The sequence below is a fragment of the Flavobacteriales bacterium genome (genome assembly GCA_013214975.1).
Lineage (GTDB): Bacteria > Bacteroidota > Bacteroidia > DT-38 > DT-38 > DT-38.
Genome location: JABSPR010000020.1, coordinates 19,173 through 42,490, shown reverse-complemented (window position 1 = coordinate 42,490; position 23,318 = coordinate 19,173). Strand labels below are relative to the sequence as shown.

General features: G+C 36.4%; 23 protein-coding genes and 5 tRNA genes. All 28 read right to left on the bottom strand.

Annotation, left to right across the window (positions count from 1 at the left end; all coding sequences use genetic code 11):
* Positions 1-20 precede the first annotated feature (20 nt).
* Positions 21-3,821: a DNA-directed RNA polymerase subunit beta gene (gene rpoB, locus HRT72_01500; GenBank protein NQY66387.1), complete on the bottom strand. Its 3,801-nt coding sequence runs from the start codon at positions 3,819-3,821 to the stop codon at positions 21-23.
* Positions 3,822-3,924: 103 nt separating this feature from the next.
* On the bottom strand, positions 3,925-4,302 hold the full coding sequence (gene rplL, locus HRT72_01495; GenBank protein NQY66386.1) for a 50S ribosomal protein L7/L12: 378 nt from the start codon (positions 4,300-4,302) through the stop codon (positions 3,925-3,927).
* A gap of 32 nt (positions 4,303-4,334) precedes the next feature.
* On the bottom strand, positions 4,335-4,856 hold the full coding sequence (locus HRT72_01490; GenBank protein ID NQY66385.1) for a 50S ribosomal protein L10: 522 nt from the start codon (positions 4,854-4,856) through the stop codon (positions 4,335-4,337).
* Between the two features lie 22 nt (positions 4,857-4,878).
* Positions 4,879-5,568 (bottom strand): 50S ribosomal protein L1, encoded by a 690-nt coding sequence (locus HRT72_01485; protein NQY66384.1) that lies wholly within the window; start codon positions 5,566-5,568, stop codon positions 4,879-4,881.
* A 21-nt stretch (positions 5,569-5,589) separates the two neighbouring features.
* Positions 5,590-6,027: a 50S ribosomal protein L11 gene (rplK, locus tag HRT72_01480; GenBank protein NQY66383.1), complete on the bottom strand. Its 438-nt coding sequence runs from the start codon at positions 6,025-6,027 to the stop codon at positions 5,590-5,592.
* A 12-nt stretch (positions 6,028-6,039) separates the two neighbouring features.
* A complete protein-coding gene (gene nusG, locus HRT72_01475; protein ID NQY66382.1) occupies positions 6,040-6,606 on the bottom strand; it encodes a transcription termination/antitermination factor NusG in 567 nt (188 codons plus the stop codon).
* Positions 6,607-6,622: 16 nt separating this feature from the next.
* Complete coding sequence (gene secE, locus HRT72_01470) at positions 6,623-6,814, bottom strand: preprotein translocase subunit SecE (protein ID NQY66381.1); 192 nt, start codon at positions 6,812-6,814, stop codon at positions 6,623-6,625.
* 17 nt (positions 6,815-6,831) lie between these two features.
* Positions 6,832-6,904, bottom strand: a tRNA-Trp gene (locus tag HRT72_01465).
* 45 nt (positions 6,905-6,949) lie between these two features.
* Entirely contained in the window at positions 6,950-8,137 is a 1,188-nt protein-coding gene (tuf, locus tag HRT72_01460; GenBank protein NQY66380.1) for an elongation factor Tu, read from the bottom strand.
* A gap of 98 nt (positions 8,138-8,235) precedes the next feature.
* Positions 8,236-8,307: transfer RNA gene (locus HRT72_01455), tRNA-Thr, on the bottom strand.
* A gap of 23 nt (positions 8,308-8,330) precedes the next feature.
* Positions 8,331-8,404 (bottom strand) — tRNA-Gly (locus tag HRT72_01450).
* Positions 8,405-8,418: 14 nt separating this feature from the next.
* A tRNA-Tyr gene (locus HRT72_01445) sits at positions 8,419-8,500 on the bottom strand.
* A gap of 33 nt (positions 8,501-8,533) precedes the next feature.
* A tRNA-Thr gene (locus tag HRT72_01440) sits at positions 8,534-8,607 on the bottom strand.
* Positions 8,608-8,727: 120 nt separating this feature from the next.
* On the bottom strand, positions 8,728-9,609 hold the full coding sequence (locus tag HRT72_01435; GenBank protein NQY66379.1) for a tyrosine-type recombinase/integrase: 882 nt from the start codon (positions 9,607-9,609) through the stop codon (positions 8,728-8,730).
* A 34-nt stretch (positions 9,610-9,643) separates the two neighbouring features.
* On the bottom strand, positions 9,644-9,835 hold the full coding sequence (locus HRT72_01430; GenBank protein ID NQY66378.1) for a 30S ribosomal protein S21: 192 nt from the start codon (positions 9,833-9,835) through the stop codon (positions 9,644-9,646).
* A 49-nt stretch (positions 9,836-9,884) separates the two neighbouring features.
* A complete protein-coding gene (locus HRT72_01425; protein ID NQY66377.1) occupies positions 9,885-11,027 on the bottom strand; it encodes an acyl-CoA dehydrogenase family protein in 1,143 nt (380 codons plus the stop codon).
* A 53-nt stretch (positions 11,028-11,080) separates the two neighbouring features.
* Entirely contained in the window at positions 11,081-11,539 is a 459-nt protein-coding gene (locus HRT72_01420) for a hypothetical protein (GenBank protein NQY66376.1), read from the bottom strand.
* A 314-nt stretch (positions 11,540-11,853) separates the two neighbouring features.
* On the bottom strand, positions 11,854-12,741 hold the full coding sequence (locus tag HRT72_01415; protein NQY66375.1) for a helix-hairpin-helix domain-containing protein: 888 nt from the start codon (positions 12,739-12,741) through the stop codon (positions 11,854-11,856).
* A 53-nt stretch (positions 12,742-12,794) separates the two neighbouring features.
* On the bottom strand, positions 12,795-14,357 hold the full coding sequence (locus HRT72_01410; protein NQY66374.1) for an alanine:cation symporter family protein: 1,563 nt from the start codon (positions 14,355-14,357) through the stop codon (positions 12,795-12,797).
* A 67-nt stretch (positions 14,358-14,424) separates the two neighbouring features.
* Positions 14,425-15,324 carry an SDR family oxidoreductase gene (locus HRT72_01405; GenBank protein NQY66373.1) on the bottom strand — a complete coding sequence of 300 codons (900 nt, stop codon included), beginning with the start codon at positions 15,322-15,324 and terminating at the stop codon, positions 14,425-14,427.
* Position 15,325: 1 nt separating this feature from the next.
* The gene (locus tag HRT72_01400) at positions 15,326-15,490 is read right to left on the bottom strand and encodes a PspC domain-containing protein (protein ID NQY66372.1); all 165 of its coding nucleotides are present in this window, start codon (positions 15,488-15,490) and stop codon (positions 15,326-15,328) included.
* Positions 15,483-16,505 carry a potassium channel protein gene (locus HRT72_01395; GenBank protein ID NQY66371.1) on the bottom strand — a complete coding sequence of 341 codons (1,023 nt, stop codon included), beginning with the start codon at positions 16,503-16,505 and terminating at the stop codon, positions 15,483-15,485. Before HRT72_01395 ends, HRT72_01400 begins: the two co-directional genes overlap by 8 nt.
* A 9-nt stretch (positions 16,506-16,514) precedes the next feature.
* On the bottom strand, positions 16,515-16,733 hold the full coding sequence (locus HRT72_01390; protein NQY66370.1) for a PspC domain-containing protein: 219 nt from the start codon (positions 16,731-16,733) through the stop codon (positions 16,515-16,517).
* On the bottom strand, positions 16,729-18,015 hold the full coding sequence (locus tag HRT72_01385) for a DUF2851 family protein (GenBank protein NQY66369.1): 1,287 nt from the start codon (positions 18,013-18,015) through the stop codon (positions 16,729-16,731). Before HRT72_01385 ends, HRT72_01390 begins: the two co-directional genes overlap by 5 nt.
* Positions 18,016-18,048: 33 nt before the next feature.
* On the bottom strand, positions 18,049-18,876 hold the full coding sequence (pyrF, locus tag HRT72_01380; protein ID NQY66368.1) for an orotidine-5'-phosphate decarboxylase: 828 nt from the start codon (positions 18,874-18,876) through the stop codon (positions 18,049-18,051).
* 7 nt (positions 18,877-18,883) lie between these two features.
* Positions 18,884-19,957, bottom strand: coding sequence for a peptide chain release factor 1 (gene prfA / locus HRT72_01375; protein ID NQY66367.1), 1,074 nt, complete (start codon positions 19,955-19,957; stop codon positions 18,884-18,886).
* Positions 19,958-19,971: 14 nt separating this feature from the next.
* Positions 19,972-21,141 (bottom strand): phosphoribosylformylglycinamidine cyclo-ligase, encoded by a 1,170-nt coding sequence (locus tag HRT72_01370; protein NQY66366.1) that lies wholly within the window; start codon positions 21,139-21,141, stop codon positions 19,972-19,974.
* Positions 21,142-21,235: 94 nt separating this feature from the next.
* Positions 21,236-23,230: an OmpA family protein gene (locus HRT72_01365; GenBank protein NQY66365.1), complete on the bottom strand. Its 1,995-nt coding sequence runs from the start codon at positions 23,228-23,230 to the stop codon at positions 21,236-21,238.
* Positions 23,231-23,318: the final 88 nt, after the last annotated feature.

Genomic DNA, 23,318 nt, shown 5'->3' with positions numbered 1-23,318 from the left:
ATTAATAATTTACTTCTTTTTTACTCTAATGCTATATTCAATCCTAATCCTCTAAGTTCATGCAATAATACACTGAAGGACTCAGGAACTCCAGGTGTAGGCATTGCCTCTCCTTTAACGATAGCTTCATAAGCTTTCGCTCTACCACTAACATCATCTGATTTTATAGTCAATAATTCTTGAAGAATATTTGCCGCACCGAATGCTTCAACTGCCCAAACTTCCATCTCTCCAAAACGTTGACCACCAAACTGTGCTTTACCACCAAGAGGTTGTTGTGTAATGAGTGAATATGGCCCAATTGATCTCGCATGCATTTTATCATCAATCAAGTGATGTAGTTTAATCATATAGATCACACCAACTGTCGCAGGCTGATCAAATTTATCACCTGTACCACCATCATATAGATATGTCATACCATATTCTGGTAATCCAGCATCTTTCACATATTTGCCAATTTCCTCAACAGATGCTCCATCAAAAATGGGAGTTGCAAACTTAACACCTGTTTGCACACCAGCCCAACCAAGAACCGTTTCATAAATCTGGCCTAAGTTCATCCTAGAAGGTACACCAAGTGGATTAAGTACAATATCAACAGCAGTACCATCTTCCAAGAAAGGCATATCCTCTTCTCTAACTATTTTAGCAACGATACCTTTATTACCATGACGTCCAGCCATTTTATCACCCACTTTAAGTTTCCTTTTTTGAGCAATATAAACTTTAGCCATTTTAACAATACCAGAGGGCAATTCATCACCAACCGTTATAGCAAACTTCTTTCTTCTGAATTCACCTAACTCTTCATTAAACTTTACATTGTAGTTATGTAATAATTTTTTAATGACGTTATTTTTATCTGAGTCTGTAGTCCATCTACTTGAATCGATATCAGCATACTCAACTTTTTGAAGAAGTTTTTGTGTGTATTTTGTTCCTTTCTTGATGATCTCTTCATTAAAGTGATTAATTACACCTTGCGAAGTCTTACCATTCACGATAGAAAACAATCTCTCCACTAACAAGTTCTTTAACCTAGCATTCTCAGCATCATGATCAGACTCGATTGCATCAATTACAGATTTATCTTGTGTTTTATGCTTTCTCTCTTTAAGAGCTCTAGTAAATAATTTCTTACCAATTACGATACCGTTAACAGACGGCGATACTTTTAATGAGGCATCTTTAACATCTCCTGCTTTATCTCCAAAAATTGCTCTCAATAGTTTCTCTTCAGGAGAAGGATCCGTTTCTCCTTTAGGGGTTATTTTCCCAATTAAGATATCTCCTTCTTTAACTTCAGCACCGATACGAATCAATCCATTTTCATCTAGATCCTTCGTTGCTTCTTCACTTACATTAGGAATATCAGGAGTAAGTTCCTCTAAACCACGTTTAGTATCTCTTACGTCCATAGAATATTCATCTATGTGTATAGAGGTAAAGATATCGTCTTTAACAACCTTTTGAGAGATCACAATTGCATCCTCAAAGTTATACCCTTTCCAAGGCATAAAAGCTACTTTTAAGTTACGACCTAAAGCTAACTCACCGTTATCCGTAGCATAACCCTCACATAACACCTGACCTTTTCTTACCTTCTCACCTACTACAACAATTGGCCTCAAGTTAATACAAGTACTTTGATTCGTTTTCTTGAATTTTGTTAACCCATAGCTTTTTACAGTATCATCAAAGCTGATTAATTCATCTTCTTTGCTTCTACTATATTTAACTCGAATTTCATCTCCATCAACATATTCGATAATACCTTCGCCTTCTGCATTAATTAGAACTCTAGAATCTTCAGCAACTTTGGCTTCCAATCCAGTTCCGACTACAGGAGCTTGTGGATTTAATAATGGTGTAGCTTGACGTTGCATATTCGATCCCATCAGGGCTCTATTCGCATCATCATTCTCTAAGAATGGAATTAAAGATGCAGCAATAGACGTAATCTGATTAGGAGCAACATCAATTAAATCGACATCCTTCGGTGGCACAACAGGAAAATCACCCTCGAATCTTGCTTTAACTTCCTTATTAATGAACTTTCCAGCATCATCAATAGGAGCATTCGCTTGAGCGATTGTATGAGAATCCTCTTCCTCCGCACTTAAATACTTAGGAACTGTAACGAAATCCACTTTACCATCAGTAACACTTCGGTAAGGTGTTTCAATGAATCCAAGCTTATTAATTTTCGCGTATACGCAAAGAGAAGATATCAAACCAATGTTTGGTCCCTCTGGAGTTTCAATAGTACAAAGTCTACCATAATGCGTATAATGAACATCCCTTACCTCAAAACCAGCTCTTTCTCTTGATAAACCACCTGGTCCAAGTGCAGAAAGTCTTCTTTTGTGCGTAATCTCAGCTAATGGATTCGTTTGATCCATAAACTGTGACAACTGGTTAGTTCCAAAGAATGAATTAATAACAGAGGACAGAGTCTTTGCATTAATCAAATCGATAGGAGTAAAAACCTCATTATCTCGAACATTCATTCTTTCACGAATAGTTCTAGCCATTCTTGAAAGCCCAACACCGAATTGAGTGAACAGTTGCTCACCAACAGTTCTTACTCTTCTATTACTTAAATGATCAATATCATCAACATCTGCTTTTGAGTTAACCAACTCGATCAAATAAGTTATTATGCAAATAATATCTTCTCTAGTTAAAGTCTTTGTATCTACAGGTGTATCTAAGTTTAATTTCTTATTAATTCTGTATCGACCAACTTCACCTAAATCATACCGTTTATCAGAGAAGAATAATTTATCAATTACACCTCTTGCAGTTTCCTCATCTGGAGGCTCAGTATTTCTTAACTGACGATAGATATATTCTACAGCTTCTTTACCAGAATTCGTAGCATCCTTTTGTAAAGTATTGTAAATAATTGCATAGTCAGCAGTATTTACATTCTCCTTGTGTAGGATGATTGATTTAGTTTCAGATTCAAGAATAAGTTCGATATGCTCTTTTTCAATAACAGTCTCTCTATCGATTATCATTTCATTTCTTTCGATAGAAACAACCTCACCAGTATCCTCATCAACAAAATCCTCGATCCAAGTTTTTAATACTCTTGCAGCAAGTTTTCTACCGATAACTTTCTTAAGAGCGGCTTTGCTAACTTTCATTTCATCAGCCAAGTCAAAGATCTGAAGGATCTCTTTGTCACTCTCATAACCAATTGCCCTAAGCAAAGTAGTAACAGGTAACTTTTTCTTACGATCGATATACGCATACATTACGTGATTAATATCCGTCGTAAACTCAATCCAAGATCCTCTAAAAGGAATTACCCTTGCAGAGTACAGTTTTGTACCATTTGCATGAAAATTTTGACCAAAGAAAACACCAGGCGATCTATGCAATTGCGAAACGATAACTCTTTCTGCTCCGTTTATTATAAACGAACCTTTAGGAGTCATATAAGGGATAGTTCCCAAATATACATCTTGCACAATTGTTTCGAAATCCTCATGTTCAGGATCAGTACAATACAGCTTAAGCTTTGCCTTTAACGGCAAGCTATAAGATAAACCACGCTCACAACATTCCTCTAAAGAATATCTAGGTGGATCTATAGAATATCCCAAAAACTCCAATACAAACTGATTCCGTGAATCAGTTATAGGGAAGTTTTCAGCGAAAACTTTATAGAGACCTTCGTTGTTTCTCTTTTCAGGTGCAGTGTTAATCTGAAAAAAGTCCGTATACGACTGGATTTGCACATCAAGAAAGTCAGGGTACTCTAACTTATTTTTCGTTCTCGAAAAATTAATCCTCTTTTCTGTAGCCATGTAATAATATAATTAGTTAAGAAATATAACTCTGAAAAAATCTCAATTGCGAAACAAGAAAACACTAACCTGACTAAGCCAGGTTAGCACTGGAATCAGTTGATTATTTTAATTCAACTGAAGCTCCAGCTTCTTCTAATTTTGCTTTAAGAGACTCAGCTTCGTCCTTAGACACTGCTTCTTTAATAGCTTTCGGTGCTCCGTCTACCATTTCTTTTGCCTCTTTAAGACCTAAACCAGTTAGTTCTTTAACTAATTTTACTACTGCTAATTTTGAACCACCTGCTTCAGTTAAAACTACATCGAATTCAGTTTGTTCCTCACCTGCTTCTTCAGCTGCTCCTGCTCCAGGACCTGCTACTGCAACTGCTGCTGCCGCTGGTTCGATACCGTGCTCATCTTTCAAGATTCCAGCCAACTCATTGACTTCTTTTACTGATAAACTTACTAGTTGATCTGCAAATGATTTTAAATCTGCCATTGTATTAAATTTAATTGTTGTTGTATATAAAATTATTCTTGTCTCTCCCCTAAGGTTTTAACAATTCCCGATAATGTCTGTCCTCCTGATTGAAGAGCAGAAATAACATTTTTAGCTGGAGATTGAAGTATTCCAATCACTTCCCCAATCATTTCGTTTTTAGACTTGATGTTACTTAACATTTTCAAATTCTCATCACCAATGTATACTGTCTCTTCAATGAAAGCAGCTTTAACATAAGGCCTATCCTTTTTCTTTCTAAACTTCTCTATTAGTTTAGCTGGCTCACTTGCACTTTCAGAAAACATAATAGCTGTGTTTCCTTTTAACACATCGTATAACTCGGAGTAATCTGTTTCCGAATTCTCCATTGCTCTTTTCAACAATGTGTTTTTCGTAACCGATAAAGTCACATTCTTGTCGAAGCACATTTTACGCAACTTACTTGTGCCTACCATATCCATTCCGGATATATCGGTAATATATAAATTGGCGCTATTTGCTAGCTCTGTAGTTAAGCTTCCTATTAACTGATCTTTTTCCGCTCTTGTCATGATAACAATCTTCTATATTATATTACAATGTTTTCGTGTCAACCGAGACAGAAGTACTCATCGTACTACACATTGATAAACTTTTAATGTAAATACCCTTTGTAGATGCAGGCTTCAACTTAATAATAGTTTGAATAAGCTCATTTGCATTCTCAGAAATTTTTTCTTTATCAAAAGAAGCCTTTCCAACAGCAGAATGAATAATCCCAGTTTTATCTACTTTAAAATCAATCTTACCCGCTTTAATTGCAGTAACAGCCTTCCCAACTTCCATTGTAACTGTACCTGTTTTAGGGTTAGGCATTAATCCACGTGGTCCTAAAACTTTTCCTAATGCGCCAATTTTACCCATTATGCTAGGCATAGTAATAATTGAATCAATATCTGTCCAACCACCTCTGATCTTCTCAATATAATCATCCAACCCAACAAAATCAGCACCAGCTGCTTTAGCTTCCTCTTCCTTGTCTGGAGTACATAATACTAAAACTGTAACTTCCTTACCAAGACCATGAGGAAGAGCAACATTACCTCTTACCATTTCATTTGCCTTTGTTGGATTTACATTTAACCGAACACTTATTTCAATGCTTGAATCAAAGTTTGTATTAGTAATATCCTTTACTATTCCAGCAGCCTCAAGTAACGAATATTGCTTTTCAGCATCGTATTTACCTTGCGCCTCTTTTTTCTTTTTTGTTAATCTAGCCATCAGAATTAATTCTATCTATTCTTAAAACGGTTTAGCACCTTTTACGTTGATCCCCATACTACGAGCTGTACCTGCAACCATCTTCATTGCCGACTCTATTTTAAAAGCATTCAAATCTGTCATTTTCATTTCAGCAATAGTTCTAATCTGATCCCAAGTAACAGACCCAACTTTAATTCTATTAGGTTCTGAAGATCCAGACTTTAACTTAAGAGCCTCTTTCAATTCTATTGCTGCAGGAGGAGTTTTGATTACAAAATCAAACGATTTATCTGCATATACCGTAATAACTGCAGGTACAATCTTACCTCTCTTATCTTCTGTTCTTGCATTAAATTGCTTGCAAAAATCCATGATATTCACACCTTTTGCTCCAAGAGCAGGTCCTACTGGTGGTGAAGGGTTTGCACTTCCTCCTTTAATTTGCAATTTAATTAACGCTGATACTACCTTTGCCATTTTATCTTTTGATTACATTTCTTTTTCAACCTGCATATAGCTTAACTCCAATGGTGTTTTTCTACCGAAAATCTTAACCATCACTTTAAGTTTCTTCTTCTCCTCATTAATTTCTTCAATCGTACCCGAGAAGCTACTAAACGGACCGTCGATGACTTTAACTGACTCACCAACAATGAATGGAATATTCATTATTTCAGCAGTTTCAGCCATTTCATCAACCTTTCCTAATATTCTATTAACCTCAGTTTGTCTTAATGGAACTGGGTCTCCAGCTTTAGTTCCCAAAAATCCAATAACATTGGTTACATTTTTAATTGCAAAAACAATCTCTCCAACCAATTCCGCTTCAATAAGAATATAACCAGGGAAAAAATTTCGCTCCTTGCTAACTTTCTTTCCTTTCCTTATCTGATAGACCTTTTCTGTAGGAATAAGAATCTGACCAACATATTTAGTCATCTTCAGACGAGAAATCTCAAGCTCTATATAAGCTTTAACTTTCTTTTCCTTCCCACTAATAGCACGCACTACGTACCATTTTTTATTTGAGGTTTCTATTTTAACTTCTTCAGTCATTAATAATCGTAAGTAATTAGCTCATCATGTCGTAAAACATCTGCATGATAGTGCTAAAAGATTTATCCATCATTCCAATGATCAATGCAATAATCAACGATGCAACCATAACCACAATTGCGCTACTCTGCAATTCTTGCCATGTTGGCCATGACACTTTGTTGACTAACTCGTCCCATGTCGCTTTAAAATAGGTATTCAGTCCCATCGTTATTTGTTCTTTTGCACGGGTGGCAGGACTCGAACCTGCAACCAATGGTTTTGGAGACCACTACTCTACCAATTGAGCCACACCCGTACAGTACTTAAGTGAAAAATCACTTAAGCAAAGTACTAGTTGTTATTATTTTATGATCTCAGTTACTTGACCTGCTCCAACAGTTCGTCCACCTTCTCTAATTGCAAATCTTAATCCTTTGCTTAATGCAACAGGAGCAATTAATTTAACTATGATAGTTAAGTTATCTCCAGGCATTACCATTTCTCTTCCTTCTTCTAAGAAGATCTCACCAGTAACATCTGTCGTTCTTAAGTAAAATTGAGGTCGGTATTTGTTATGAAATGGTGTATGACGTCCACCTTCTTCTTTTTTCAAGATATAAGCTTCTGCTTTAAACTCAGTATGTGTTTTAACAGTACCAGGTTTAACGATTACCATACCTCTTTTGATATGCTCTTTTTCAATACCTCTTAATAAAAGACCAACGTTATCGCCAGCTTCACCTCTATCAAGAATTTTCCTGAACATCTCAACACCTGTAACAGTACTTGTCAATTTCTCAGCACCAAATCCTAAGATATCCACAGCTTCACCTGAATTAATAACTCCAGATTCAATTCTTCCTGTTGCAACAGTACCTCTACCTGTAATAGAGAATACATCTTCAACTGGCATTAAGAAATCCTTATCAACTTCTCTTATTGGAAGTGGAATATGATTATCAACTGCATCCATTAATTCCATAACACTTGCAATACCACCTTCAGTTCCCTCCAATCCTGCAAGTGCAGAACCCTGAATCACAGGAATATTATCTCCGTCGTAATCGTAGAAAGAAAGTAATTCTCTCACTTCCATCTCAACCAATTCTAACAACTCATCATCATCAACTAAATCTACTTTGTTCATGAAAACAACAAGACTAGGTACCCCAACTTGACGAGCTAATAAGATATGCTCTCTTGTTTGTGGCATAGGACCATCCGTTGCCGCAACAACTAATATCGCACCATCCATTTGAGCAGCACCAGTAACCATGTTCTTAACATAATCAGCGTGACCAGGACAATCTACGTGAGCATAATGTCTTGCTCCAGTAGAATACTCTACGTGAGCAGTATTAATAGTAATACCCCTTTCTTTTTCCTCAGGAGCCATATCTATTGAATCGAAAGCTTTTTTCTCTGCTAAACCCATAGAAGCCAATACCGAAGTAATCGCTGCAGTCAAAGTTGTTTTACCGTGGTCAACGTGACCAATTGTACCTATATTAAGGTGTGGTTTTGACCTATCAAAATTTTCCTTTGCCATGATCTTAAATGTTTATTGTTAATGTTACTTATTACTTAATTACTCTAATTTCTCTATTCTTTCTTTCTACCTCTACTTTCCGCGCGCCCTTTAATAAGAGCCAATGAGGGGAATTGAACCCCTGACCTCTTCCTTACCAAGGAAACGCTCTACCCCTGAGCTACATCGGCTTACCTAACCGATATTATTTTTGAGCGGGAGACGGGATTCGAACCCGCGACCCTCAGCTTGGAAGGCTGATGCTCTAGCCAGCTGAGCTACTCCCGCAATACCTTCTTCAGTGGGGAGAGAAGGATTCGAACCTTCGAAGGTAAAACCAACAGATTTACAGTCTGTCCTCGTTGGCCGCTTGAGTATCTCCCCTACTCTTTTTATTTCAATCTATAAAAGAACGTGAGCCGATGGAGGGAGTCGAACCCCCGACCTGCTGATTACAAATCAGCTGCTCTAGCCAGCTGAGCTACATCGGCAACGTATTTTCCATGCTTTTACACATACTTTCCCCTCAAAAAAAGGAGTGCAAATGTAATAAAGATTTATATATAACCAAAGCATATGAAATTAATTTGAGACAGATCATGAAAATAATTTCATCCCCTTGGATGTGCTTGCTTGTGTACATTCTTTAAACGTTCTATAGAATTACTCGCATATACTTGCGTTGCGGCTAAATTTGCATGACCAAGTAACTCCTTGATTGCGTTTATATCAGCGCCATTATTTAACATGTGTGTTGCAAATGTATGCCTTAAAACATGTGGACTTTTCTTTGACAATGTAGTCACCATATTAAGGTATTTTGTAACAATTCTATAGACTTTTTTTTCGTATAATTTTTTTCCTAAAGCGTCAACAAATAAATATTCAGGGTCAATTATTTCTATTTCCCCTTTTTTTAATTCAAAATCCCGGATCGATTCGAGCAATAATTTGTTAATCGGGATGATTCTTTCCTTATTTCTTTTTCCTAATACTTTAATCGATGAGTTAGCCTGATCAACATTTATTCTTTTTATGTTTATAAGTTCTGAAAGCCTAATTCCTGTTGCATAAAATAATTCTAAAACCAACTTATCCAAAACCCCATTAAAGTCGTCAGCAAACTCCATTTCTTCAAATAGCTCTTCCATTGCCTTTTCTTCTACAAAAACAGGCAACCGTTTCGACATTTTTGGTGCAATTATCTTGAGCATCGGATTCAACTCAATTTTTTGCTCTTTTAATAAAAACTTATAGTAAGTGTTTAACGTCGCGATTTTGCGATTTACGCTTTTTGTTGAAATCTCATTTTCTATGAGTTCAACAATCCAACTGCGAATCATCATGTGATTAACGTCGGTGATTTCTTCCGTTTCGAAGAAATCTTTTAGATATACTTTAAACTGTCGTAGGTCGGTTCCATACGAAACCAAAGTGCGTTCAGAATAACGCTTCTCTACTCTTAGGTACTCAAGGAACTTTTCTTGATGCATATAACAAAATAAGGAATACTTTTACTAAAGTACGCTATTCCTCGTTTTGTCTCAATTGCTGTACGTATGCTGCTTTAGCTCTTTGCTTTCTTATGATTACAGACTTTTTTGTGAATTGCTTGCGCTCTCGCACTTGTTTCATCACTCCAGTCTTCTCGAATTTCTTCTTAAATCTCTTTAAGGCTCTTTCTACTGGTTCTCCTTCTTTTACTGGTATAATTAACATATCTCGTTTTTTGAGTGGCGCAAATGTAATATTTTTTCAAGACTTTCTACTAGTCCTTTAATATTTGTTTAGCAATTACCATTTTTTGTATTTCTGTCGTTCCTTCTCCTATTGTACACAATTTAGAATCTCGGTAAAACTTTTCTACAGGAAACTCCTTTGTATAGCCATATCCTCCAAATATCTGAACAGCTTCGTTGGATACATTTACTGCCGCTGTACCACAATAGCATTTAGCAATTGCTGATTCTTTAATCACTATTTGTCCCCTATCTTTTAAATCTGCAGCCCGATATACTAATAGTTCGGCAGCTTCGACTTCCATCGACATTTCGGCCAATTTAAACGATATGCCTTGAAAAGCAGATATTGGTTTACCAAATTGCTCACGTTCTTTTGAATATTTAACCGCAGCCTCGTATGCACCCTTTGCAATGCCCAATCCTAGGGCAGCAATTGAAATCCTGCCTCCTTCAAGTAATTTTAATGCCTGAATGAATCCTTCGCCTACTTCACCAATCACGCTGTCCTTATGAATTCTACAATCGGTGAAAATCATTTCAGAAGTTTCCGAAGCCCTCATACCAAGCTTATCCAATTTTTTCCCACCTGCAAAGCCTTCAGTTCCTCTTTCAACTACAAAAGCCGTCATAGCATGAGAATCTCCTTTTTCTCCCGTACGCATAATAACAACCGCAATGTCGGATGAAATACCGTGAGTGATAAATGTCTTAGTTCCATTAAGCACCCAATGATCTCCATCCTTAACTGCTTTCGAGATCATTCCACCAGCATCGGAACCTGATGATGGCTCGGTTAAACCCCATGCACCAATCCATTCGGCACTTGCCAACTTAGGAAGCCAGCGTTTCTTTTGCTCATCATTTCCGAATTGATAAATATGACCTGAACACAAAGAATTATGGGCTGCTAATGACAATCCTATAGATCCACAAATTTTAGATACTTCGGAAACAACGGTTACATATTCTTTGTAATTGAATCCTGATCCACCATATTCTTCGGGTAATACCACGCCCATTAAGCCTAGCTTTCCTAACTCTTTAAATAATGGAATAGGAAATTCTTGTGCTTCATCCCATTTCATAATATTAGGACGGATATGTTTGTTGCCAAATTTTCTAATCATGTCGGCAACCATGAGTTGGTTTTCTGAAAGTTCGAAGTTCATTTTACGGATTGAATGTTGTAGATACTTACTGCTTAATTCGGAGAAAGTTACTATTAAGATTTGACTATCAATAATTCATTTTCAACAAAATGAGATAGAGAATGTTCTCCTATTCTTTTCAGCCCTTTTTGCAGCATTCCTAAAAGTCTCACTTCCTGACTCATCGGAGCAATAGATGTAACTTCCAAAGGTGTTGAATTTATTACAGGCTTGTCGATAATAATTATTGGCAAAAATTTCTGAATCGTTTTCCAATAAGTGCATGTTTGCATTATTTGGTGAACACGCTTAATCAATATGTTTGTTTTCCCATAGTTAGAAAGACTTCCCATTGCTTGGTTAATGTTTGAACTAATGTTCTTTCTACTTGTATTGCGCATTTTGTTGTGTATGCCCTTTTGACTCTTCAAAATCATTGTTGCATTTCTTTGAATCGAATCTAAGTAAAGTGAAGTTTCTGCAATTCTCCTTTTAACAATAAGACTCAACATTTCTATATCTGAATTCATCATAATAATTTATTTTAAGTGTAAGCGGTATAAATTATACTTGGTGGATTATTGATTGGGAATTTCCGAATTGAGAATTCATTTGAAGAGTAGCTCCAAAATTTTAGTCCCTACGCACTTATACGCTCCTACAAATTCATACGTAGAAAGATGCTGTTTGTTGTGGTACTAGTTGATTATCTAAGGATTGACTCTCCCCCTAACCTCCCGAAGTTTCGGGACACCAAGCCTCTCTACTATATAGCAGGGAATCACATTTGTGTTTATATCAGCTTTGTTACCACCCAAAATCCTAAAGAACAATTACATAATAGAGTTCACTTCAGGCTTATATATGGCTTCATTCTTTCAAATGCCAAGCTGTCGATAATTACGATGTTGCTCAACTCAATAACATTGACCATTTCCGAATGAGCTTGAAAATAGTTATAAATCGCCCTTGATTGGTTATAGTTTATATATGGATGCTTAGATAAGCGCTTGATATCAGTTTGGGCAATCTTAATCATTTCTACTTTATCAAGATCAACATGAAGGCGTAATGATATTTTATTCACTAAGCCTGAATCTAAACCATAGATTTCGTTGAGCTGGCCTAAGCTCCTAAATCCTCCCAAACTCTCTCTGTATTTTATTATTCGTTTCGACAAAACGGGACCAATCCCCCTGAGAGACTGTAATTGATTTGTATCGCAAGAATTTATCTCGAAAATTTCAAGAGTTTTTTTCTCTTTAACAAACTTTGGTTTGGTATTATCGACATATTTTGCTCTCTCTTTTTCTACTTTGATATTGATATAAGGCAGTAGTTCAGCATATTTCTTATCTGAGATGCAATACATTTTTTTCACATCTAATTCACTTCTAAACTTCCCTCCTTTGCTTTCATATCTTTTAATAACAGCAGCTTGCTTTTTCGACAGGCCAAGTTTCTGCCAGTTTTCAAGAGATAACCCATTCGGATCAAACATAAAAAGCTCTACCATTTTCACTTCTGGCTTCGACTCTTTTTCCTGATATGAAGCAAGCGTTGCTTCTACTTTAGGCTTTTTCTGATCTTCATCAATTATAATCGTAATCGGTTCTGCCTCTCTCTTAAAGTACAGCACAACAATTAAGAATACGATTAAAAATAGAAGTACTTGAATTCCGCTTTTTTCCCTTTCGGAATAGAAAAAATACGCCTTAAGAAATTTATTCGACACGTGAGATGAGAGTTTAGTGAAATGAAAAATATGAGATGAGAGATCGAAGAATGTTATTTATAGGTTTTTATCTCTCCCGATTTAATTCGTGATAAAAAACTAGAGAGGTCATTTTTAATACCTGGAGATAAAATTAACATACCAAATATATTGGGAACGCACATTAAAAATATCATTGCATCTGAGAAACCGACCACAGCACCTAATTCCATTGAAGAACCAATTACGATTACCACACAAAAGACAAACTTATATGAATACTCCACAATTTTCGATTCGCCGAATAAGAAGGTAACGCATTTCATTCCGTAATACGACCAAGAAATCATCGTAGAGAAGGCAAACAGTACTACTGCAATAGTAAGCACCCCTTTAAACCAAGGGAAGACACTTTCGAATGCACTTGATGTCATTTCAATGCCTCCCATTCCTGATTGATCATCATAAACTCCAGTGATTACAATAACAAGAGCTGTCATAGTACAAACAACTACAGTATCAATAAATGGTTCGAGTAACGACACTAACCCTTCAGTAATTGGCTCTTTAGTTTTAACCGCAGAGTGAGCAATTGCAGCAGAACCAATACCAGCTTCGTTTGAAAAAGCGGCACGCCTAAACCCCTGAATCATCACTCCTACTACTCCACCTATTACCGCATCATTACCAAATGCTCCACTAAATATTTTCCCCATAGCAGAAGGGATTTCTTCAAAGTATGCACCTAACACTATCAATGCAGCTAAACAGTATATACCACACATAAAAGGAACAATCTTGTCTGTTACTTTAGCGATACTTTTAATTCCACCAATAATAACAACCCCAACAATTAAGGAGATAATTAGCCCTACAAGCCAAGTGTTTTCTGCTAGGTACGTACCTTGAATCATTGGTAAATCAACGAATTGTTTGGTGGCCTGATTAATCTGAAACATATTTCCACCACCAAAAGAACCACCGATCCCCATTACTGCGAAGAACCCGCCTAATAATAATCCTGCTCTTCCCCAGTTCTTACCTTTCTGCGCAAATCCCTTTTTCAAATAATACATGGGACCACCTGAAACTTCCCCATTTTCATTGATCGTTCTATACTTAACTCCCAAGGTACATTCAACGAACTTTGAAGACATACCAAGTAATCCTGCAATTATCATCCAAAATGTAGCACCCGGCCCACCTATTGAAATAGCAATGGCAACTCCTGCAATGTTTCCTAAACCAACTGTTGCCGACAGTGCTGTTGTTAACGCCTGAAAATGGGATACTTCTCCTTTATCATTAGGGTCAGTATATTTCCCTTTAACAACGTCTATGGCTAATTTAAACCCCGAAATATTAATAAATTTTAAATAGAAAGTAAAAAATAGTGCACCTAGAACTAGCCACACCAAGACAATTGGAATTTCCATTTTCTCATCTTCACTATCTCCCTCAATTGTATAGATCGGATAAAAAACGTATTTCTGAATAATATTAGAAACAGGGGTAATACTTTTGTTAATTCTGTAATCTATAGAGGTGGTATCGACTGTATTTGCCTTCTCATCTGCAACGGCTAAACTCGTATTGAAAATAAAGGCGAATAAAAAAAGGTACTTAATTGCTTTCATAAATGCTTGTTATTTCTTGATGTTCAAATATATGACTTGTTCAAGAAACTATATAGAGAGTTGTTTCTTATTTAAGTTGATTGAGTACAATGTCAAGTCCTTCCTCAAAAGAAACAGGATTGTAATCCAATTCCTTTCGTGCTTTATCTAAGATAAAACCAGTTTTAGGCGGCCTTTTTGCCGATTGATTAAGACTTTCTGAAGTTATACATGATACATTTTCGGTATTCAAATTATAATGAGCACCAACCCGATTTACCAAATCTAAAATACTCATCATGTCTTTCCCCGAAATATGAAAATAACCAGTGCATTCGCGCTTTACAATTTCGATACATGCTTTCGCCAAATCTTCCGAGAGGGTTGGCATCCGAAACTGATCATCAACCACATTCATTGCATCGCCTTTTTCTAAACCGCCTTTAGCCCATAAAACCACGTTCGATCTGCTCATATCCTCAACAACGCCATAAACCAACATTGTTCTTACAACAGCCCATTTTAAACCGCTTTCCCTAACGAGATTGTCGGCGTCATTTTTCGTTTGGGCATAATAGCTTAGTGGATTAGGAATATCGTCCTCCTTATATGGGCCATCTTCACCATCAAATACAAAATCGGTTGAAAGGTGAACCAAATGACAATCCCACTTTTTGCATGCATCAATAAGGTTTTGAACTGCAATTACATTTAGTTTTTTCGCACCTTCACGATCATCTTCGCACTGATCAACATTTGTCATTGCGGCAGTATTGATAACTGCAGTTGGCTTATAGCTTTCAATAACCTTGTTTACTTCGGCTGCATTTGTTATGTCTAATGGGCTATAATTAAATTGAATCGACGTCATTCTATTAGCACCATTACTGGTGGCCAAGAAATCAAACTCGCCTTCTGCACTTAGTTGACTTATTATTTTTTGACCTAAAAGGCCATTTGAACCTGTTATTAGAATTTTTCCTTTCAAGTTATTCAATTTTAGATTTATAGAAAGCCAACCCAAAGTAAATTAGAACAGGAACACCTAACCCGCATATTACGGCAACCAAGAAGGCGATTCTGACATATCCTACATTCACGTCGAACTTTCTGCTCAACCAAACGCAAACTCCTAAAATTTTATCGTCATACATGCTTCTTCAATCCAAAGATGTCATTCAACTGCTTAATTTGATCTGGATTGCCAAGTACAAACATTTTTGAATTGGGCAGCAATTCGGTGCTCGCGCCTGGATTGATGATAAACTCGCCATCACTCGATTTAAATCCAATTATACTTGTTCCCGTTTTAAACCTCGTTTCAATTTCTCCCAATGTTTTATATCCAAAGTCTTCCGGTAATTCTTTAAACGAAATTTCTTCCAGATTTACCTCTGCATCTCCTTCTAAAGAAATATGATCTAAAAACTGAACGATATCAGGAGTAAGAACTAATGATGCCATATGAGCTCCACCAACTTTACTTGGCATAATAACGTTATCTGCTCCAGCAATTTTCAATTTCCTAACCGAATTATCCTCGGCTGCACTACTAATTATATTTAACCGAGGATTTATCTCCCTAGCTGTTAATACAACAAATAGATTATCTGCATCCTTAGGAAAGGTGGTTATTAGAGCTTTGGCATTTTGAATATTTGCAGCATGTAAAACACTATCACGGGTAGAATCTCCTTTAATAATATTTTCATGGCCTTCTTCTTGAGCTCGTTTAATTTTTTCTGGTTCGTTTTCTATAATAACGAAAGATTGGTTGTGCACTATTAAACTTTGAATTGCACGACCGCCATTTCGACCAAATCCGCATACTATAACATGGTTATTAAGTTTTGACATTTTTTTCTTCGATTTATTTTGGGCGAAATATTTTCTAAACTCGCCATCAAGCATGTATCGTGTAATAGACGAAATAGCAAAGGCAAATGTACCAAAACTGGTTAAGATGAGAAAGATTGTAAATATTCTTCCGTTGTCACTAAGTGAATGCACTTCGTTAAACCCTACACTCGACACGGTTATTAAGGTCATGTAAATGGCCTCAAGAAATGTGTATTCTTCAATAAGCATATAGCCTATACAACCTACACCAATGATATTTAGAAGCAGAAGCAGGGCGATGTATAACTTACCAAAATATTTCCAATGCATACTATTTACTTATAGATCCCAAAATGTTCTGCGTCTTCTGCCAAAGAAACTTTTATGATCTAACAAAAAGGCGAAAACGAGATATATAATTAACGGAGACCCCAAAGTTACAAATGAAAGGTAGATAAAATACAATCGAATTTTAGACGAATCAATTCCAAGCCTGTCACCAATCCATGAACAAACTCCAAACGCCCTTTTTTCAAAAATATCTTGAATCTTATCAATCATGATCCATGTGATTTATTATTTGATTGCCTATAGCGCAATCTAAGCATTTTTTCTCACTGCAATACGCTTTCTTAAGTTGAAGCAGGGCCTGACTATCGAATGCAGATTCCGCTCTCATACCCAGTCCTTTCATTTTATCTACAATCGAATTTTTTTCTACATCCACGTTCTGAAGGAGGTCTAACGCTCTTTCCTTAAACTCATCATTTCCTTTTTTTATGCCGTACACAAATAAAAATGGGGCGATGGTATTGATAATTAAATTATCGATTGATTTTTCGCCTATTCTTTTAGGCTTGTCGCATTTCACTTTTTTATCAAATGTGAAATGCCCACTCCAATAAGCAGATGCTTCTATGTCAAATATTTTTCTGATTTTCTTAACACTGGCTTCCGAAATTAATGTGTTAAAAAGATCCTTTTCTTTCGACATTAAATTAGCAAATTGAGAGATTCTTATTGTGGGGAAATTATTTGGGCGCATCCGAGAAAATTTCCACAAGTATTTTTGAAGAGGAAGCAAATCGTATTTCTTTTGCAAATGACTGTATTCCTTAATCAAATCGTTTGGATATGCATCTGTAAAAAAGTCATCCAAAAATCCCGACTGCCCAAATAAACATGCTTCTATTAAAAACGTCTCTTTTCTGTTGGCTCTAATAAATTTATGAGGAACCGATTTAGCCAAAAGCTCAAACGGCAAAGCGTTTACTTTAAATCCGAAGTTTTTGGCCAAGTGTACATAAAATACTTCTTCCCAATTATTCTTTGTTCGTTCTAAGTCGGCTAAAATCAAATTTGATTTATCCTCCATTCTATGAACCAACATCCTTTCGAGCCAATTGTTTACAATAAACGGATTTACCTTTGCAACAAAGTCTTGGCAAGGAATCCATTTTTTACTTTTTTCTAGCGCTTGAAAGCTTTTGAATAAATTTTCATCGAATTTATTCTTGATTTCAATTGTAGGAATTTCACCTCCGTTGCTTCGCAATATCTTTTTATCTGCATCGTAAACCACATGTAGAATTACATTATCGTAAGCCTCGTTTAAATGATGTTTGTGAGCCCGCCAATCTGAAGCTTTTACATGAATCTCTATGTTTCCTGCCCAAACAGTTCCGCCAATTTTAATTTTAGCATGGGAAAAATCGGGTCCGGCGTCATCATTTCTTATTCCGGGAGACATTATTATTACTTCTTCCTTTTGACTTGTTTTTAGTGAGTTTCGATCTATGAAATGATTTTTCCATAGATAATAAATGAATTCTTCGTGCATTGAGATGAGACATGAAAGGTGAGTATTATGCGCTTATATTAGACCACGTTCAGTAAGTATGGCCTCCATTTCTTTTTGAACTTCTTGTGCTTTTTCTTTTGCTTTTATTGCAAATTCCATTCCTTGTCCAGCGAAGATAACTCCCCTCGACATGTTTACCAATAATCCACATTTGTCGTTTAAACCATACTTTGAAACTTCCTGTAAGTCGCCGCCTTGTGAGCCAACTCCTGGTACTAATAAAAAGTGATCAGGTACAATTTTTCGAATATTTTCTAATTCGCTTGCTTTGGTTGCTCCAACAACGTACATGGTATTATCTAAGTGTCCCCATTTTTGGGAAATCTCAAGAACACGTTCATACAACTGTTTTCCTCCTTCCACAGCAATCGTTTGAAAATCCTTCGCGCTATTATTAGAGGTAAGTGCTAAAATAACCACCCATTTATTGTCATATTTTAAATAAGGACTAATTGCATCCTCTCCCATATAAGGATTGACGGTAACTGAGTCGAAACTTAATCTTTTAAAAAATGCCTTTGCATATTTATTGGAAGTGTTTCCAATATCACCTCTTTTGGCATCGGCTATTGTAAATATATCTTTAGGAATGTAAGCCATGGTCTTCTCAAGGCTCTTCCACCCTGCTGCACCTGTGCTCTCATAAAAGGCCAAATTAGGCTTGTAGGCAACACAAAAATCTTTGGTTGCATCAATGATGCTTTTATTGAATTCGTAGATTGGATCTTCGTATTTATGCAGGTGCGCAGGAATTTTATCATAGTCACTATCAAGACCAATACATAGGAATGATTTCTTTTCCTTGATTCTCTGAAAAAGGGTATCTCTGTCTAGTTTCATATCGTTATTATTCTCCTGAGCTTTCTTTTAACTTCTCGGTGTTCTCTGCTAATTGTAATTCATCAATAAACTCCTGGATATCTCCATTCATAAAGTTTGGGAGGTTATGCATAGAGAAACCAATTCGATGATCTGTTACTCGGCCTTGGGCATAATTATATGTCCTAATTTTAGCCGAACGGTCGCCAGTAGAAACCATCGTTTTTCTTTTTCCGCTAATTTCTTCCATATACTTATTGTACTCCAATTCGTAGATTCTACTTCTCAGCACTTTCATCGCTTTATCAAAGTTCTTCAATTGAGATTTTTGATCTTGGCATTGTGCTACAATTCCGGTTGGAATGTGAGTAAGTCTGATTGCCGAATAAGTAGTATTTACAGATTGCCCACCTGGTCCAGATGAACAGTAGGTGTCCTTTCTAATATCGTTAGGTTTAAGGTCGATGTCAAACTCATCTGCTTCCGGTAAAACAACTACAGACGCAGCAGAAGTATGTACCCTACCTTGGGTTTCTGTTTGTGGTACCCGTTGAACTCGATGAACTCCTGATTCATATTTCATCTGCCCGTAAACATCCACACCTATAACATTAAATACAATCTCTTTATATCCTCCAGATGTACCATGAGAAGTATCTACCAATTCCATTTTCCAACCTCTCGAATCACAATATTTGGAATACATTCGGTATAAATCTCCAGCAAAAATACTAGCTTCGTCTCCACCCGTACCAGCTCTAATTTCTACCAAAGCATTTTTATCATCGGCAGGATCTTTGGGAATAATTAAGAGTTTTATTTTTTCATCTAACTTTTCAAAAGCACCCTTGTACTCTTCTAGTTCTTCCTTAGCCATTTCCTTAAAATCAGGATCCTTCTCATTGCTAAGAATATCTTTGGCCATTTCAATGTTACTCAACAGGTCTTCGTACTCCTTAAAAGCATCTCCTACCCAGTTAAGATCTTTATATTCTTTATTAAGTTGCGCATAGCGTTTTTGATCCGTTATTATCTCTGGATCGGAAATTTGCAATTCCAATTCGCCCCACTTTGCATTTAATGTTCTTAGCTTATCTAACATTATATCTCTTAGAATTAATATTCAAATGTACCCAATTCGGATTTGATGGTTACCTTTTTCGCATTATGACTTTCAACCCTACCAATTACTTGCGCATCGATTTCAAAACTCTTACAAATGTCGATTATACTTTGTGCATGCTCCTGCCCAATGTAAATTTCCATTCTGTGCCCCATATTAAAAACCTTGTACATCTCTTGCCATGGCGTGCCAGATTGCTCCTGAATCATTTTAAATAATGGTGGCACATCAAACATATTGTCTTTAATTATGTGCAGGTTATCAATAAAGTGAAGAATCTTGGTTTGCGCTCCTCCACTACAATGTACCATTCCACTTATATCTCCTCTATGTTCATCAAGCATTTTACGAATTACCGGAGCATAGGTTCTAGTTGCAGAAAGCACCAATTGACCCGCATTTAAAGGTGTCAAATCAACTTTATCTTCCAAAGAAATCCCACCAGAATAAACTAAATCGCTAGGTACTTGAGGATCGAAACTTTCAGGATACTTTTCGGCCAATGCCTTATTAAAAACATCATGACGGGCAGATGTTAATCCATTACTTCCCATTCCGCCATTATAAATCTTTTCGTAAGTAGATTGCCCTGATGAAGACAAGCCAACTATCACATCTCCTGCTCCAATTTTCTCGTTGGTTATCACTTCCGATCGCTTCATTCTACAGGTTACAGTAGAGTCCACAATAATAGTTCTAACCAAGTCGCCTAAATCAGCTGTTTCGCCACCCGTAGAATGAATATCTATTCCTTGTTCTCTAAGTTCTGCTAAAATCTCTTCTGTACCATTAATGATAGCCGCTATAACTTCACCCGGAATCAGATTTTTATTTCTACCAATGGTTGACGAAAGCAATATTTTCTGAGTAGCACCAACACAAAGCAAGTCGTCTATGTTCATTACAATTGCATCTTGTGCAATTCCCTTCCAAACGCTTATATCGCCTGTCTCCTTCCAGTAAACGTATGCTAAAGACGATTTGGTTCCAGCACCATCGGCATGCATTATATTACAATAGTCGTCGTCTCCACCTAAGATGTCGGGAATAACTTTACAAAATGCTCTTGGGTACAAACCTTTATCAATATTTGCTATTGCGTTATGTACATCTTCTTTTGAGGCAGACACTCCTCGTAATTCATATTTCAACTTTTCCGACATGTTGCAAAAATAAAAAAAGCACCTCGATTACACGAGATGCTTTCATTAAAAATATTTTAAGTTTTGAACTTTTTTAAAGTAGTTCTAAATGTAGTTATTTAGGAACGTAATCTGTTCTTAAGATAAAGAATTCAGTTCGTCTATTTAACTGCATTCCTTCTTCCCATTTAGGATCACCTTTCATTGTTCTTGGCCCTAATAACTTTTCTGTTAAAAGATCACCAGCTTCAAAGGAACATGACTTAGACATGAACTCAGAAACTCTACGAGGCGAGCTTTCGCCATACCCTTTAGGCGTTAATCTGTCTGCAGAAATCCCCTTTTCTTTCAAGAAGTCAACAACGCTTTTTGCTCTTTTTTGAGATAGTACTTTATTATTAGTAGCCGATCCCCTAAAATCTGTGTGTGCTCTTAACTCAATTGTAATATTCGGATGGTCAACTAATGTTTTCACCAAATCCAACAATGCTTCTGTAGACTTATCTAGTAATGCCCATTTAGCATATGCATACTCGATGTTTGGAAGGTTGATTGGCTTTACAATGTTTATCAAGGACAAATCTTTATCCGATTTAAGTGTTGATGACACTGTCACCCCTACAGACGTTACGTGAGCAAAATCTGATAAGAAACCTTTCTTTCTACCTTCAATATCATAACTCGTTTCTTCTGATAGAGGAAATTTGTAATAAGCATCAGCTCCTGTTGTATCTATTAATATAGACCCATCAGAACCTCGAAGTTCAACAATTGCGTAAGGAATAATCTCTTTTGTTTCCATATCTCTTACATAACCATCCAATACAATAACTAAAGGCGGTACTGTAAATTCGTAGATATCATCCTTGCCTCTTCCGCCAGGCCTATTAGATGTAAACATACCTGCTTCTCTCCGTCCTTGAAACGTAATTCCAAAATCATCGGTAGATGAATTGATAGGAAACTGCATATTTTCAGGCTCACCGAATCCACCGCCTTTTGCTTTAGAATGAAAGATATCTAACCCACCCATTCCAATATGTCCATTCGAAGCAAAATACAAATCTCCATTACTTCTAATATACGGATACATTTCGTCTCCTTTCGTATTAATAGTAGGTCCTAAGTTTTCTGCTTTCGACCAAGTTTTTGAACTAGGGTTATATACAGACTTCCAAATATCCTTCCCTCCAAGTGTTCCTGGCATATTACCCGAGAAATATAAGGTAACATCGTCTGGCGCCATTGATGGATGTCCAACTCTAATTGAATCATGTGCAAGTTTAATCTCTGAAGATGCTCCCCAACTTTTACCCTCTCTATCAGCAGTATAAATTTGACACCCCATGTCTGCTCCTTTATCAATTATACATCTTGTAAAATAAATGCTGCTAAATCTTTTATTAAATGCAACTGCTCCCTCATTGTACGGCGAATTAACTCCACCTTCAATTACAACAGGTTCTGCCCATTTACCTTTTCTATCCTGATTGGCTTGAAGGACATCCGTAAAGCTCTGCCCTGTCCAACCATCAGTTGTTTGCCCTGCAGCACTTGGTCTTGCAGAAGTAAAGTATACTACTTTATAATCCTTCTTAGCATAAACAGGCGAAAAGTCATCAAACTTAGTATTAAATGCATTACTTATTTCCACATTATAGTTTGATGGAGTATCTATCCATTCCATTGCTAATTGACAAGACTCTATACCATTTTTACCGTCTTGACTATTGGGTAAATTCTTAACGAATTTCTGATACCATACAAGAGCTTCTTCGTACTTACCATTGTATTTTTTAGCATCAGCCAAATACAATTTTGCATAAGGATCTAAATGCCTAGCATTAATGGCTTTTTGAAACCAAAGTTCAGCTTGTTTGTACTCGTTTTTCATCCGATAGCAATTAGCTACCTGATAAATAATACGAGCTTTTTCTACTCTGTTTTTCTTGGCTTTAGAAAATGCAACTTTATATAGGTCAATTGCTTCTGAATATGACGACGCTTTATATGCCTCATCCGCCTCTTTTGAAAAGTTTCTTTGTGAGTATGAATTCACTGAAACCAATACAACCACTAGTGCTGTAAATATAAGTTTTACAAATTTCATAAGATGTTTGCTCATCATTTTTGGTTAAATAGTAGACCAAAATAACGATTTTTTTAACAACTAACCCAATAACTGACAATTCATTGAT

Coding starts and splice junctions, on each gene's coding strand:
- rpoB (NQY66387.1), bottom strand. CDS start 3,821: ATGGCTACAGAAAAGAGGATTAATTTTTCGAGAACGAAAAATAAGTTA.
- rplL (NQY66386.1), bottom strand. CDS start 4,302: ATGGCAGATTTAAAATCATTTGCAGATCAACTAGTAAGTTTATCAGTA.
- HRT72_01490 (NQY66385.1), bottom strand. CDS start 4,856: ATGACAAGAGCGGAAAAAGATCAGTTAATAGGAAGCTTAACTACAGAG.
- HRT72_01485 (NQY66384.1), bottom strand. CDS start 5,568: ATGGCTAGATTAACAAAAAAGAAAAAAGAGGCGCAAGGTAAATACGAT.
- rplK (NQY66383.1), bottom strand. CDS start 6,027: ATGGCAAAGGTAGTATCAGCGTTAATTAAATTGCAAATTAAAGGAGGA.
- nusG (NQY66382.1), bottom strand. CDS start 6,606: ATGACTGAAGAAGTTAAAATAGAAACCTCAAATAAAAAATGGTACGTA.
- secE (NQY66381.1), bottom strand. CDS start 6,814: ATGGGACTGAATACCTATTTTAAAGCGACATGGGACGAGTTAGTCAAC.
- tuf (NQY66380.1), bottom strand. CDS start 8,137: ATGGCAAAGGAAAATTTTGATAGGTCAAAACCACACCTTAATATAGGT.
- HRT72_01435 (NQY66379.1), bottom strand. CDS start 9,609: ATGCATCAAGAAAAGTTCCTTGAGTACCTAAGAGTAGAGAAGCGTTAT.
- HRT72_01430 (NQY66378.1), bottom strand. CDS start 9,835: ATGTTAATTATACCAGTAAAAGAAGGAGAACCAGTAGAAAGAGCCTTA.
- HRT72_01425 (NQY66377.1), bottom strand. CDS start 11,027: ATGAACTTCGAACTTTCAGAAAACCAACTCATGGTTGCCGACATGATT.
- HRT72_01420 (NQY66376.1), bottom strand. CDS start 11,539: ATGATGAATTCAGATATAGAAATGTTGAGTCTTATTGTTAAAAGGAGA.
- HRT72_01410 (NQY66374.1), bottom strand. CDS start 14,357: ATGAAAGCAATTAAGTACCTTTTTTTATTCGCCTTTATTTTCAATACG.
- HRT72_01400 (NQY66372.1), bottom strand. CDS start 15,490: ATGTATGACGATAAAATTTTAGGAGTTTGCGTTTGGTTGAGCAGAAAG.
- HRT72_01395 (NQY66371.1), bottom strand. CDS start 16,505: ATGCATTGGAAATATTTTGGTAAGTTATACATCGCCCTGCTTCTGCTT.
- HRT72_01385 (NQY66369.1), bottom strand. CDS start 18,015: ATGCACGAAGAATTCATTTATTATCTATGGAAAAATCATTTCATAGAT.
- pyrF (NQY66368.1), bottom strand. CDS start 18,876: ATGAAACTAGACAGAGATACCCTTTTTCAGAGAATCAAGGAAAAGAAA.
- prfA (NQY66367.1), bottom strand. CDS start 19,957: ATGTTAGATAAGCTAAGAACATTAAATGCAAAGTGGGGCGAATTGGAA.
- HRT72_01370 (NQY66366.1), bottom strand. CDS start 21,141: ATGTCGGAAAAGTTGAAATATGAATTACGAGGAGTGTCTGCCTCAAAA.
- HRT72_01365 (NQY66365.1), bottom strand. CDS start 23,230: ATGAAATTTGTAAAACTTATATTTACAGCACTAGTGGTTGTATTGGTT.